This window comes from Pseudoalteromonas luteoviolacea CPMOR-1, assembly GCF_001625685.1.
Lineage (GTDB): Bacteria > Pseudomonadota > Gammaproteobacteria > Enterobacterales > Alteromonadaceae > Pseudoalteromonas > Pseudoalteromonas luteoviolacea_K.
This window is the reverse complement of record NZ_AUYC01000020.1, coordinates 28737-43297: the sequence shown is the minus strand read 5'-3', so window position 1 is coordinate 43297 and position 14561 is coordinate 28737. Positions and strand designations below refer to the sequence as shown.

The following is a 14561-nucleotide window of genomic DNA, read 5'->3' as shown; positions in this document are numbered from 1 at the left end:
TTTAATTTACAAATTCCTGAGTAATTTTCCCAGCGTCTAATTTGACAGAATGAGGTGGGTAAATTCTGGAAAAAGAACGACTATCTTTTGCAATAGTCAATTCGATACCCGGATGCATTAACTCATTCACTTTAACTCGACTTAACTTAACCAATCGCATCAATTTTTGGGCGACCAGCTTGCAGTTGCGAATATTTCGTTTGTAATGCGCATCTAAGCGCTGTTCTGTGGTTGCAAGCTTTTTCAAATAGTTGTCCCGCTTATCTGATGCAGGTGTCTTCTTAGCTTTAATCTGCGCTCGCTTCACAGCTAAAATTTTGTCCGATAACAACTTATCGAGCTCTTTAAACTCCTTTTCTTTTTTCTTCAAATCATACCAATCTTGCGCCAATACAATGCGCGTGCGAGTGCCTGATGGCGCGCCGACTTCACCAGCTTCAATGCGCATAGCATTATAGACATTGCCGCCGATCAGCTTTCCTCTTGGTGTATCGCCCTTGCCTACGCGTATTAAACGCTTTGATTTTAAATCGCAATGTAAGGCTTGACGCTCAATAAATAAATCTTGTTCTGATTCAATGTGGCAATATTGACCGTAACCAACAGAGATCGTTCTTTTTGCTTTTATAACACAAGAAAAATCCTCTCCCTCTAGACGCTTTCTACCTATTGCGCCTAGCATCACGGTAACCGCACTTTCACTTTCTAAATGGGCTGATTCCACAAAGCCAATCACAGTTATATCTCCAGTGGCTTTGATCTTCATACCATCTTTGACATCTCCACTGACCACAACACTGCCATCAAACTCAATATGCCCAGTTGTGACGTCAACATTGTCATAACACAAAACATCATCCACGCGCATGCCGCGAGGGACTGCGACAGGTACACCTTTTGCGTCGGCTATCAATAAATTTGGGTCATCTGGGCTGATTTTAGTGCCTTCTGATACCTGTAAAGTAAAGTCTTTACCCGGCTTAGGCTCTAAAATATCACCAAACACTGAGAACCCTTTCTCTCCAGGCGTCGGAGGTACCCGTTTCATCAAAGGGCTACCAGGTTTGACAGTGATGATTGCGCCTAAGTCACGCATATCAACTTTTCCACCTGACTTTTGCTGTGGACTGAGCACACGATCTTGTGCAGTCATACATAGCCTCACAAACCGCGCATCTGTGCCATCTTTTGCTCTGACACCATGAGCGACGATACCGGAATACACACTACCAGGCGATTGCTCAAACTGCTGCCCTAAGAATGTATCTAGTGCCCTTTCGTTGATCCCCTTAACCACACCAGCATTGGTCAATGCGTCTCTGGCTTCATCTATCGTGATGAGCTTACCGCCCCTTGCAGTCGTCAAACGCGCTTCTGCTAGCATGTTATTTTCTTCTACATGCACGACGATAGAAGCATCGACAGCTCTTGCAACGATAAGAACATCTTTCTCTCTGTCATCTGAGGGAGCAAACAACTGACCTATATTGGCGTGAATGACATCAAAGTCGGCATACGAGGATTGTTCTAGCAGCTCAACTAGCTGTGCAGCACTCGCGGGAAACCCCGAATGCGCAGGATGTTCCTTCATAGAAACATACCCAGACTCCTCATCAAAACTAAACAACGACATCACTTCCTTCCTAAATACTCTTGCATATTTTACTTTTTTTTATGCAACTTCCACCATTTCAGCATATCGCCCTAACAATGTTAAGTTAAAATTGGCCACTTTTAAGGCAAATTATGAATGATTGTAAACGCACTAAATGCTGAAATAGCACAAGTTGCTATTATTACTAAATTTATCGGAAAAATGCGTGATTTCTTTAGTAAAATTCACAATATGAGACTTTATTATTAGCTTATTTCTATCTTATATCTTATATATAGAGCTGACGTTTTAATGCCTTTATCGTTCCTCACTCTTGAAAACACCGTAAATTAATTTTGTAACATTTTCCGATTAGCAAAATCTATCTTGAAATTTTATGCATGTATTAAGCCATGAATAAATTGCAATGAACTGTTCAGAACACTGACCTGTTTATTGCCTTATATGCAACCTGTTCAAAAAGACTAAGCAAAAGTTACCAACAAATTATGGAGGAAGTAAGAAGTTATTTGTACATAACATCTTCTTATCAGGACTTGTTCGTAATCTGCTATCAGTTTTTAGTTGATGTCATATTTGCTCAACACAGTATGGCTAATGTTATCGTTGAGGCGTTCGTCTTAATAAGATTAGTTAGAGAGAGTGCCATACAGATGATGTTGAATCACTGTGGGTAAGAAAATATGATCAAACAACACCTGAAACTGATAACGCAAGGTCAAGATTTTGGCTATATTACCATTAGCAAAGAAACTTCCGGCTTATTTTATGGTAATAGTCCGATCGAACATGCGACAGAATTTGAGCTTATCCCCTGTCGCAAAGATTGTAGCGCTTTTTATTACAAAATTGCTAACAGCCAAAAAAGCTACATGGATTTATCCTTTGCATCAAATGTCGTCAAGATCACACAAGCCAATAATCCTGAAAGTGAGAAGGTTTGTGCGTGGAAAATACATAAAGACAACTTATATGCACTTAGCCATGATCAAAGCCCGTACAATATTTTGAGCCGTTCAGCTTTCAAACTTAACTCGAGGATTCTGTACGCAGCGCCATCTAGTAGCCGAGATTTTAGTCAATTGGAAGTGGCACTATGCAAAGTGCCTTATCACTCTTACATTCAATGATGTGACAGCTTCGAAAAATAATTTTGAGTCGTTAACATGAGTTTATAATAAACTTTATATCGTAAAGTTAGCCATGTGCTCATTGATGTTTTCTAGCGAGCACATACCCATTATTCGATTGCTAGGCGTTTTATTAAACATAACAAATACACCTCATACTTAAACTTCAATAAGCCACATAACGATGCAATAGCGTCACTCAAAAAGCCCTGAACAACTTCTTTGTGCTTTTATTTGTGATAACTTTGCAATCAACTGCTCACTCATTGCTAGCTGCGCGAAATTACCTGTACTTACTCGTTTAACGCCAAGTTGTGTCAACACGTCTATGTCCGGCAAAGATGGGATGGCCATCACGTTAATCGGTAACGATGTCACTTCAACAATTTTAGTTATATCTTGTTCATGTGAGATACATGGGAAAAATAGCCCATCCGCACCGGCGGCTTGATAACTACTCGCTCTGATAAGCGCTTCATCTATCGCATTTTCTAGGCCCAGTAAAAAAGCATCGCACCGAACATTAATAAAGATAGATACATCACGGGAGGAAAGTTCAGCACGTACCTCCCGTAGCAAGGTGACAAACTCATCTTTATTACACAATATTCGTGATTCTCTTACTCGGCTATCTTCTATATTAATCCCAACTACCCCCAACTCAGCCAACTGCTGAATATGATGAGCAATAATATGTGGATCTGTACTATAGCCAGACTCAATATCGACACTTAAAGGTAAGTTACTAGATGCTGCAATCCTTTTAACAACAAATAATAACTCTTCAAAAGGTATTTGTTCACCATCCTCGTAACCAAGTACCGCAGCCAATGCTGCACTAGAGGTGCCAATAGCTTGATAGCCAGCTTGCTCAGCACATTTTGCGCTTGTTACATCCCAAACGTTTGCCAATAAAAGAGGCATCTTCTGTTGATGAAGCTGCTTAAATTCAATCATCATTTTATCCTTGTCTTCAATTTATTAATTTTATTGATGTGTGTTCAATGACTGTATTTTTGCAATCTCGTTTTAAAAAGGCCAACGATGAAAATCGACTTTTATTATAAGCACAGCTTATAATACAGTAATAAATTCAATAACTATCAACATCACGTGTTTAAAAATATCAACCTGCTAGTCACACTTGAATGTGCATCACGACACAATAGCTACAGCCTAGCTGCACAAGAGTTGTGTATTTCTCAGGCTGCTGTAAGCCAACAAATTCGTCAACTTGAAGCCATGCTCAATACCCGCTTGTTTGTTCGCAAAGGAAAAAAGATGCTACTGACCCAGCAAGGAGCTGTCCTGTTCGAACACGCTCAAAAAGGATTGTTGATATTAAATAAAGGCATAAATCATGTACAAAGAGAGGGTATTGATGGGGAACTAACTATCACCTCTACACAGGCTTTTATTTCCCTTTGGCTAATGCCAAGGTTGCAGGATTTTACAAATCGTTACCCGAATATTCAAATCAACGTCTCTTCATCAGCAAATTTTGTGGATTTGAAACAGGCGCATATAGACTTAGCAATTCGATTTGGTACCACAGTTGAACAACACACACCAGATAATTTTATTTGTGAATATTTTGGCGAGTCACCTGTTTACCCCATCTGTTCGAGTAGCTTGGCAAAACAACTAAATTTAAACGACCCTGCCAATTTATTATCTCATCACATAGTGACTTTAACTCATAAAGGTCCCTACGATTGGCCTAGTTGGTTTAACGCAGCCGGAGTAAAAGGGGTTGAAAGTCATACGCTTTGGACAAAAGTAATCTCGACTGATATGGCAATTAGTGCCGTTTCTAGTGGTCACGGTGTTACGCTGGCAGCCCCATACTTATGTCAACAACAGCTCAACAATGGCGCGCTTGTGATCCCCTATAAACTGCCACACCCAAACAAAGTTAAGAGATATTTTGTTTTCGAGGCAAACTCTCCAAGACTGGCAAGGCTTAAAATATTTACCGACTGGCTTAATAATGAAATGAAGCACAGCTAAATCAATGTGCTATCTGCTCGTTACTTATGACAGGTGACTCACAAGCACAATTAAAACTATAAACATGTGCCGCTTTTCGCGCCCTTTAAGTCAATTGCAATGCTTGGGTTTTCTATTTGGTAATAAAGTGAGAGGATTTGCCATTTATTCTCCACTTTATAGAGTTGAATGCTATTCACCCCCGTAAAGTCGGGCTCTTTTTGGCCCTTAATAAAGCGAGTCTCTGCCAAACTATATACATGAGCAAATCGGTCATACACCTGTACTTTACGCAGCACTTCACATTCGTAAAACCCCTTTTCAGGCACTTTATCTAACAAAGTAATAAACTCAGCGCCCGAAACCGCCGTCAACTTAGGCTCTGAATTAGTTTGATGAACCCCAAATATTTTGGCTTGTGTATGAAATAGCTCTTTTAATTTAGCAATATCGGGCTTTTCTTGTGGCGCATGCGAAAGCGCTTTAAATAATGATCCAACGGCTTCTTCTGGCGTGCTATGTGCGAATGCACCGCATGATAGCGCTGATAGAAGTAACAGAAAGTTAAATCGCATATTATTTCCTATTTTATTATTATTGGACTTTAATATTTACCACCTTTTGTGCGTATTGTTCAACATATTGAGCGCTACTTAATCGGTGACTTATCATAACAGTTATAACAACCTCTATTGCTAACAATAAAAAATTGCACTCATCATGGGTTAACACAACAGGAGTAAGTCCATCCAATGTCTGATTTCAAATAATAAGTCGGTTAAGGTCAATAAAAGGCTATCAAATTAAAAGTCTGATAGCCTAAAAAGGAGCTAACTAATTATGCTCACACCAGATATAGATATAAGACTGCACAAGCTACTTTTTATATTTTAAGTGCTCATCAAAAAAGGCCAGCATCGCTTTTAAAGTCTGAATACGATGAGGTTGATAACTCAAATGATGATCGCCATCTTCTAGCTCAATATACGTAACATCTTTATCTCGTAATTTTTTAACCAGTTTTTTGCTGTGACTTACAGGGACAGTGACATCTTCTGTGCCGTGAATAAGCAAAATCGGTTTGGAAATAAATTCTGACAAACTGACAGGCGACACCTTTTCCAATAGGGACCGGTCTCCTCCTAATTGCTTTCTTACTACGTCTTTATTGGTAAAGTAACGAGCTCTGGAGTACATTGACTCCAAATCAGTCACTCCAGCAAAACTCGCGGCACATTTAAAGGTTTCTGGATGTTTAATAACAGCCATTATTGCCGCATACCCACCGTAGCTACTACCAGCGATACACATTTTATTTTTCTCTGTATACCCCTGCGCCACTAACCATTTCGCAGCATCATCTAAATCGTCCTGCATAGCCTTGCCCCAACCGCCTATTGCAGCTTGAGCAAATTCGAACCCATAGCCATACGAGCCTCGAAAGTTTGGTTGGAACACGATGTAACCGTTATGTGCGAAAAACTCTGACCAGTAGTCAAAACCCTGATAATCTCGAGCATAGGGACCGCCATGCGGCAACACAATTGCAGGGTATTTTAGGCCCGGTTCATACCCTTGAGGTAATGTAATATAACCCTCGATTTTTACCTTATCCCTAGCAGAATACTCAACCCACTGCTTACCAAGATAATTACTCTCATCAATTTTCGGATACCTTTTCGCAAGATACTGAATCGAATTTTTTTTCGTGTCTCCTAACAAATAACTTCCCGGGTCCTTATCAGATTCACTATACACAATATACCGGCCACCCGTTTTATCCATATCGGTAATAATATTAGTTGCGTCAGGTAAAACTTGTGAAATAGAGCTTTGCAATGTCTTTAAGTCACTATCCCAATATTGAATGGAGTTGTCAGCATGAGCATGAGAAAAACCGGCAACAGCTCCCGTTATAGGTGAATAAACAAGCGTTCCATCAACATCATAATTTGGATCATGAAATACAAGTTCTCTAGTCAACTCAGGATCCTTAAGGTCGACTTTAAAAATAGAGTCTTTATCATTATGAACTGCTTTAACATATAAAATGGAAGGATCACTATCAAAGCCAAGCACTGATACTTTATTTTTAGAAAAAACTTCGTAATCAAAAATGGTTTTCCATTTTGAGGTTTTGTTATCTAACAAACGATAAAAAATACGTGTCTCGTCCCTGTGATAAGATATTCGAACATTACCCTGTCTATCAGCTATCCAACCATCTACATGCGCTTTGTATCTAACAATGCGTTTAAGTTTGCGCTTTTTAACATTCAGCTTATATACACCAGGTCGATTCGGCTGCTTTAAATCGATGGACAGCAAAACATGTTCCGGATCGTCGGGCAGCATATCGATAACATGGTCTTTAAATTGAGCGTTATGTTGACCTCTTTTCGGACGCACAACCAACTTTGCGCCTTTACTTATATTGTTTAAATCAAAACTGAGTAGCTCTGTACGTGTATACCTGACGACACTCTCTCTTTTTGTATATGATATCCCAAACAACAAAGTGTCGTTATTTAACCAGTCAAACCAGTTTAGCTTAGCATTTAAATTATCAGTTCTTGTTATTGCTGTGACTTTACCGGTAGTGATATCACGAACAGCTAAAATTAACTCCCCTTTATTATTTATAACATAAGCGTACTTGGAACCATTTGGAGAGAGATTAAATTGACTGACATTCGGGAGACTTGCATAGGCCTCTACAGGCAATTTTTCTTGTGTACTTCCATGAACATAAAATTGAAAAGTTGACAGCCATAACGCCGTCAATAACCATAATGCTGAAGGCATTATAAACCCTATAATTGTAAATTTTAGAAATGGTATCAAATATTGTATCAATAATATCCATTATTTTCCTTCAGTAGAGTATTAAATTGTCTGAATTAAAATCTAACGCACCTATCTCATTTATACACGGAATAAACATTGTTAAATTTAGACTGTACTGTATACACCTAGCTCTGAATATAAACTCTCAACATTAACCATTCAAAAAAAGACAAGCCTGTTAATTTTTCGATACTAAAAACTAAAATAGTGTATATTAAGGCAATAATCCCAATCGCTTTAATGACATATTACCAATCAAATCAAAATCGACCCAAAAAACCCAAGCTACTGTTTTATAAAAAAAAACAAAAAAAACCACATAAAAAAGGTACAAAAACCATACTTATTGATGATATTTTGCTGTTATGATTGACTTTCAACCACACATCACAATAATTCGATTCCCTGAAATAATCACACTTAGAGTTTTGAACATCAATGTTTAGTTTTGGCAAAGAAAGAAAAGCACTGCAGCAATCGCTTGAGCATGTCACGAACGAAAAAAAAGCGTTGGAGCAAACGCTAGCATCTGTAGGCCGCTCTACTGCCATTATTGAGTTCACCCCTGAAGGAAAAATCATTACCGCAAATGATAATTTCCTCAAAGTAATGGAATACGAATTAGATGAATTAATTGGTAAACATCACCGTATTTTTTGTGATAAGCAATATACTGGTTCCTCAGATTACCAACGTCTTTGGCAAAACCTGAATCAGGGCGAGTTTTTCTCAGGCACTATTGAGCGTTTTACTCGCTCTGGTAAACAGCTTTGGCTAGAGGCAAGCTATAACCCAGTTTTTAGCATCGATGGCAACCTTGTCAAAATCATCAAATTTGCCTCTGATGTCACTAAACGCGAACATACCGCAGTATCTCAACAAAACCTGATTGACGCACTATACCGTTCCATGGCGGTTATTGAATTTGATGTATCAGGCAACGTCCTGACGGCTAATAATAATTTTTTAGCAGCAACGGGTTATCGTTTAGAGGAGATACAAGGCCAACACCATCGTCTATTTTGTCCTGAACATATTGTCCAGTCTCACGACTATAGTGCACTTTGGAACCAGTTAGCTGCTGGACATTATTTTAGTGGTCAAGTAGAGAGAAAAAGCAAATTGGGTAGCGAATTATGGCTTGAAGCCAGCTACAACCCGGTTATAGATAAAAACGGAAAAGTCATTAAAGTGACTAAATTTGCCTCTGATATCACAGAGCGTATTGTGGCTACTCGTCAAACTCAAGAAGATGTCGGTCATGCATCTAGCCTTGCTGATAAAGCGGCCCAAAATGGCTCTGAGTCTGTTACAGGCGCCATTGACCTCATGCACATCCTGAGCAACGACATGAACACTGCTTTAACGAAAATAGAAGCGCTGAATAAGCAATCAGATCAAATCGATAATATCGTCTCTACTATCAGCGCAATTGCAGAACAAACTAATTTACTGGCACTCAATGCAGCCATTGAAGCAGCGCGTGCAGGGGAACAAGGGCGAGGATTTGCGGTCGTTGCCGACGAAGTTCGCCAGCTTGCAGCCAGAACAAGTAGCTCTACAACTGAAATCGCAGATGTAGTTAAAACAAACCTTACACATTCAGCAGAGGCATCCGAATCTATGAGACAAAGTGCTGAACAGGTAGCCTCAGGTGTAGCCCTCATTGAAGACCTTAATACCACTATTAATGAAATTAACCAACAAGTAGATAGTATTGTGAATACTGTCGCTAGGCTTAATTAGGTATACGTATTTTAATTACAGCGAACAAACTAATTTATCTAATATCTTAGATATAACACAGCGTTATTAATGCTTGTTAGAGTAATAACCAAAGCCTTGCTACTTTTCTGCTGCTTTATTAGTGAAGGTAAAGAGCAAAAAAAGTAGCAAGTGCGCTCTTACAAAAGCAATCTATGATACGCAGTAAGCACTATTTTTGTGACAACCTAAATCACTAACTAAGCTTACACCCATTATCATACAGATAGTTCAATTAACTTTTCTACGCTAAAAAATTCTTTACTATCAGAATAAGCTCTTGCTTGGCATCAAAATTTTCGTTACACAAAACCCAACCATCAGTTCCCATAACCTCTAACTTCGTTATTTGTATACTTTCATTATAATCATAAAATCCAGATACTTTAAAAATGCCATAAGGAGTGTTAAGCCTGCTTATTGTAAAAGTCTTCATATTTACACCGCTTTATAGCAATTAATGTAAATCTTGATATTTAATTTTAGTTAAAAATAACGAAATTAATTCTAAACCCTAAGTATCTTACATCTTAGTGCGGGCAATAGAAGGTCGACTATATCCATACTCAAAGCCACTCGTTCCACAGTGATTTGCATCGACCGCAACACTAACAGATTGATCCGCTGCTTTTGCGGCTAGTAGCATTGAGTAGATATAATCTACATTAGCGTTATTAGGATCAACAATAAAACTACTCCCACTTGTTCTAGTACAAGATTTGGGGTTTGTGAAAACAGTCGTCCCAGACGCTGTTTTAAACGATACTAATAAATAACCTTCTTTATAACCAGCATTTAACTCAGCAACTTTAACATCTACGAGCCATTTATCAGCGCTGTGTGCTTGAGAAATAGAAAAAAATATGAAAAAACAAATATAAAAGAGAAAAAACGAGTCATTATAAAATCCAAAATTTGAAATCACATCACATCGATTACAATACTAAAAACCCAACTTGTTGCTAAAATAAAAGTACAAGATCAAAAAACATAACAGTGCAATAATATAAATTATTTCAGGTTAATAAAAATAAATTGGTAAGGGGCAATAAGGCCAGCACATACTGACCTATAAATCACGGATAATAATTATGCACAAGTATTCGTTGTACAGTTTGTGTCGTTAGGATCATTTGACAAACAGCCTGTTGATGTTGGTCGATCGCATTCATTATAGTATGAAATCCATCTTCCACCGCCTGCAATACCGCGTGTTGCTTGAGTCGGTAAAGCAGTTTTGTCGTTTTAAAGGGTCTTTAGCTTTGATTTTTTAAAATTAAGTTTCATTATAATTCCTTTAACTCTTACTTTTTTAATATTTTAGTTTTAATTAGCAATAAAACCGCCTCTACAACATTGAATTAAGTTACAAATAAATACATATAATTTGAAATACTAAATTCAACAAAACAACTCTGTCACAACCAAAAACACATGTAAAGCCCAACCTAATAAAAAATTAATATATTATAGGAATTAATTTATTCTCTCTGCTTATAAAATCAGAGAGAATAAATATAAGTACTGTACTTTTAAATTCTTGCTTTAGCTCTTATCTCTACTTCTTCTGGCACTAAAAACACCCCTGAAATCGCTTTTAAGTTCGCCTTTTTTCCCTCAGGTATTGAAAAGGTAAACTTATGGGCCAACTGCGCAAACAAAGTATGGATAATATACTTTCCAAAATGCTCCCCTAAACAACGTCGCTGGCCTAACCCAAATGGAAATGCCTTACCTTGCTGCTTTTTACTCAACTCACCGTTATCATCTAAAAAGCGTTCAGGTACAAACTCATCTGGGTTTTCCCACAATGTTTCATCACGCGTAATACTGTAGTTATTAATCACTAACGGTGTACCTTCAGGAATAAAATAACCATCCAACAAAGTATCCTTGCTGGTTGCATAATTGGCAGCCGGCATTGATGTGATAGAACAATGGCGCAGAACTTCAGCAATAAAAGCTTGTGTATAAGGTAAATCTGCTTTGTGCTTATTTAATGGCACCTCATCACGCCCTACTACTTCATCTAGTTCTTTTTGTACCCGCGCTTGATATTCCGGATATGCAGCCAAATAAAGTAGTGCCCAACGCATCGCAAACGCGCCTACACCGCCACCAGCGCCAGCAACCTGAGTCAATGAACCAACAACAATTTCCTTTTCACCAATATTAAGGCCTGCCTTAGTTTCATCATCAACACTGGCATTTGCTGCAAATAAGTAATCACATAAATCGCGATATTCTCCTGCTACATAATCCTCTTTGCGTCGATTGACATTGAATGAGACATACTGATCAAGCCCATTCAGATTAGAGCTAAACTTTTCAATTGCATCACCGTATTGATCGTAATACTGTTCTTGCAAGTCCTGTGGCATCAGCTCATGACGAGTACTATTGATAAAGCCATTAGGCAACCAACTCAAACTTTTCTCATCAAATATGTTTACTTCAAACTCACCAAAACGGTCATCAAACATCACTTTGTGTAAGAAGCTGGCAAGTTTTAACGACACTTCTCTATTTGGGTCAAACGCAATATCTCCTTGTGCTTTCCAGACTTCTGCAATGTCATTGATCTCCGTGGTCATCCAAGTTTCAATCTGATCCCAACGCGTAGAGAAATATTCGCGCATGGCATTTGCAAATACTTTCCTATGCACTTGCCATTGCTCACCCGCCTCTAATTCTAGGAAATGTTTTTGTGGGGCGATTTGCAGTATTTCGTAATCTGCACGCACGTTAAACACATCGTTCTGTGCCACTAGCGCCTCCCGGATATATTGATAGCCATTGAGCGCCACTATAGGCCCTTTGGCTGTTTCCACAGAATAAATGTCGCCGTATTTTTTAGATAAGGATTCAATAATAAGGTGAAAGTCCTCCCCCCAGAAAAACGTCTGTCCATCCTCACTATTAAACGTGATATGAGGAATTGTTGGCGTTAACTCATCTATATTTAATTTGCTTTGTGGTAAAGCTTCTGCTGTATCGGTGTTTTTCATTGGTCAAATCCCACTGACTAAAGTTGATAGTTCTGCTGACGCAAATTGGTTGTCGAACTGCTCTGATTGCATATACCAAGCAAGGGGAAACTTCTCAGTAATGCGAAAGATTTTCTTGCCTTGCGAATACACTAAATACGTGCGATACAAGACAAGATCATGAGGTTCAATAGCAAAGTGCTGAGACAGCTCGTTTGCGTATTCAAAGCCCCAAGAAAGTAGCGTTTTATATGTTTCAATTTGAAACTTTTCCCATGCCTTACCGATGGGAATGCGTGTTTGGGTTAATGCACGAGAAAAGTTCACATTCATATTGCCGTGATAAACCAATGAGTCTGCATACAAATAAGGCAAGCCCGTTTTTCCCCCATTAAGGGTGATCACCCTTCTTTGGCAATGCATTTCTTCCTCATGAGGTAATACCGCGATATCCGCCTCTAGCAACTTATCAACAACAATCTTCTCCCCAACGATGCTCTCTAATAACTGGGTTACCGTGCCATCTGTGCCTAGGATAATTCTTTGCAGATAACTCAGGTTGTTTATGTTGTAGGCTTGTGTATTTAGACGCTCATCTAAATTGCATAAGCACTCGTCTGACAATCGGATCATGTCCTTCCCTCGCACTGATTACTTACTGATCTCACGTAACCCGTCTAAACGCAGACGAGAAAGGAGCTTTTGTGCACCAAGCGCCAATTCAAAGTGAACGATCCTTGGCCAAGAACTAATATTGGGGAAACTCAACAAAAACTCTCTAGCCGTGTGCGTCATATTATTAGGCCCATCTAAACGGTATTGGGCTGCAAATTGCGGGTTATGCAGCAATTTCACTCGAAGCAATGGATCTTTAAATAAACTTGGGATCTGTGGCATGCACCCCACCAGCTTTGCCATTGAATCCATGTAGTGACAGTAATTCACAAGTGATGCGACATGCGGGGTTATCTTGTATTCCTTTTGCCAATGTTTAGTGTCATGCTTCACGACATCGTGCATTTCAGATAGCGTCGGCAATTTTGCCTCGCCTTTAGCCAACTTTGATAAATACCGACACTGCATCTCCGCGATGACGGGTATGCCACCTTGTTGAGGCCTAACAAAACCAATGAATGACAACGAATGGCCCATTTCAGGTATAAACATCTGTTTATATAAATCGCGCATATTGGAAATGCTGACATCTAAAAATGGAAAACTCAGTTGATAGCCAGTACAAAATACAACTGCATCAATTTCTTCACGAGAACCGTCTTTAAACACCACCGCATCTTTCTCAAACCGCTCAATGCCACCAATGTTTGGGGTAACCTTACCATCGGCTATCGGGCGGAAAAGTCTCTCATTTTTAGTGACTGCTTGATAATGAGAAGGCCCAGATTTTTTTAGCCATTCACCCCGAATGCGAACATGATCGTTACGGCTATTGACGTATTTATTAAAAATTCCTTTGGTGATCCCACCGTGATATTTATGCGGCAGCTTATTCACAATACGCGACGTTAACCAAGACGTATCAATGGTGAAATAAGGATCTTCTTGAAACGCCATATAGCGTGGAGCCACCGCTGGGTATCGACGCAGTGACAAAATACACTTACGTGCCACCTGTGAAATTTCCGAGGTGATATCCGCCGAACTTTCACCTAATCCGACACATAAAACACGTTTACCAGCGTATTTATGCTTATCGCGATAATCATTAGAGTGCTCAACCTCTCCTTGATACATATCCAAGCCAGGCAGCTCTGGGAGCTTAGGCTTTTGGAAATGCCCAGAGCATACTGCAACCATATCAAATTCTTTCGTTTGCTCTTCATCGCCCCTTTTATAAGTGACCAGCCATTTTTCACCCTGTTTTTGAACACTGCATACTTCATGGTCATAGTGAATATGCTTTGCAATATCAAAGCGTGCGATGTATTCACCTAAGTAGTTGATATATTCTTTCTTAGACCAAAACTTTAGTTTTTGATGATTGGGTACATAATCAGAGTACGCCATAAAATAATTCGAGATAGTGAGGTGTAAGTCGTCGTAGATTTTCTTATCTGCGAATACCCCACCAAAACTTTCTGCTTTTTCAAAGCAAGTTACTTGATGACCGCCATCGGTTAACTGTTTGACGGCGGCAATACCAGATAAACCAGCACCTATCACTGCTATGGTTTTATTCATAATTCTCTCCGTGTATAGCAAGAAGTTGCA

General features: G+C 39.1%; 12 protein-coding genes. 3 read left to right on the top strand and 9 right to left on the bottom strand.

Features of this window, described 5'->3' with window-relative positions; all coding sequences use genetic code 11:
- Window position 1: 1 nt before the first annotated feature.
- Window positions 2-1633 carry a DUF342 domain-containing protein gene (locus tag N473_RS07340; protein WP_063367350.1) on the bottom strand — a complete coding sequence of 544 codons (1632 nt, stop codon included), beginning with the start codon at window positions 1631-1633 and terminating at the stop codon, window positions 2-4.
- Between the two features lie 665 nt (window positions 1634-2298).
- On the opposite strand from N473_RS07340, the gene N473_RS07335 reads away from it, so the two are divergent.
- Entirely contained in the window at window positions 2299-2745 is a 447-nt protein-coding gene (locus N473_RS07335; RefSeq protein ID WP_063367349.1) for a hypothetical protein, read from the top strand.
- Window positions 2746-2940: 195 nt separating this feature from the next.
- Here the strand turns inward: N473_RS07335 and N473_RS07330 are convergent, their stop codons facing one another.
- The gene (locus tag N473_RS07330) at window positions 2941-3705 is read right to left on the bottom strand and encodes an isocitrate lyase/PEP mutase family protein (RefSeq protein ID WP_231099536.1); all 765 of its coding nucleotides are present in this window, start codon (window positions 3703-3705) and stop codon (window positions 2941-2943) included.
- A gap of 153 nt (window positions 3706-3858) precedes the next feature.
- On the opposite strand from N473_RS07330, the gene N473_RS07325 reads away from it, so the two are divergent.
- On the top strand, window positions 3859-4755 hold the full coding sequence (locus N473_RS07325; RefSeq protein ID WP_063367347.1) for a LysR substrate-binding domain-containing protein: 897 nt from the start codon (window positions 3859-3861) through the stop codon (window positions 4753-4755).
- Between the two features lie 56 nt (window positions 4756-4811).
- Here the strand turns inward: N473_RS07325 and N473_RS07320 are convergent, their stop codons facing one another.
- Complete coding sequence (locus N473_RS07320; protein ID WP_063367346.1) at window positions 4812-5309, bottom strand: hypothetical protein; 498 nt, start codon at window positions 5307-5309, stop codon at window positions 4812-4814.
- A gap of 301 nt (window positions 5310-5610) precedes the next feature.
- Window positions 5611-7539, bottom strand: a complete 1929-nt coding sequence (locus N473_RS07315) for an alpha/beta hydrolase family protein (protein WP_081221008.1) — start codon at window positions 7537-7539, stop codon at window positions 5611-5613.
- 480 nt (window positions 7540-8019) lie between these two features.
- On the opposite strand from N473_RS07315, the gene N473_RS26855 reads away from it, so the two are divergent.
- Complete coding sequence (locus N473_RS26855) at window positions 8020-9327, top strand: PAS domain-containing methyl-accepting chemotaxis protein (protein WP_063367345.1); 1308 nt, start codon at window positions 8020-8022, stop codon at window positions 9325-9327.
- 262 nt (window positions 9328-9589) lie between these two features.
- Here the strand turns inward: N473_RS26855 and N473_RS07305 are convergent, their stop codons facing one another.
- The 5 genes from N473_RS07305 to N473_RS07285 all read right to left on the bottom strand — a co-directional run bounded on the left by N473_RS07305 (window position 9590) and on the right by N473_RS07285 (window position 14531).
- Window positions 9590-9781 carry a hypothetical protein gene (locus N473_RS07305; protein WP_063367344.1) on the bottom strand — a complete coding sequence of 64 codons (192 nt, stop codon included), beginning with the start codon at window positions 9779-9781 and terminating at the stop codon, window positions 9590-9592.
- Between the two features lie 87 nt (window positions 9782-9868).
- Complete coding sequence (locus N473_RS07300; RefSeq protein WP_063367343.1) at window positions 9869-10270, bottom strand: hypothetical protein; 402 nt, start codon at window positions 10268-10270, stop codon at window positions 9869-9871.
- A 607-nt stretch (window positions 10271-10877) separates the two neighbouring features.
- Complete coding sequence (locus tag N473_RS07295) at window positions 10878-12353, bottom strand: cytochrome P450 (RefSeq protein ID WP_063367342.1); 1476 nt, start codon at window positions 12351-12353, stop codon at window positions 10878-10880.
- 3 nt (window positions 12354-12356) lie between these two features.
- A complete protein-coding gene (locus tag N473_RS07290; RefSeq protein ID WP_063367341.1) occupies window positions 12357-12965 on the bottom strand; it encodes a chorismate--pyruvate lyase family protein in 609 nt (202 codons plus the stop codon).
- Between the two features lie 18 nt (window positions 12966-12983).
- A complete protein-coding gene (locus tag N473_RS07285; RefSeq protein ID WP_063367340.1) occupies window positions 12984-14531 on the bottom strand; it encodes an NAD(P)-binding domain-containing protein in 1548 nt (515 codons plus the stop codon).
- Window positions 14532-14561 lie beyond the last annotated feature (30 nt).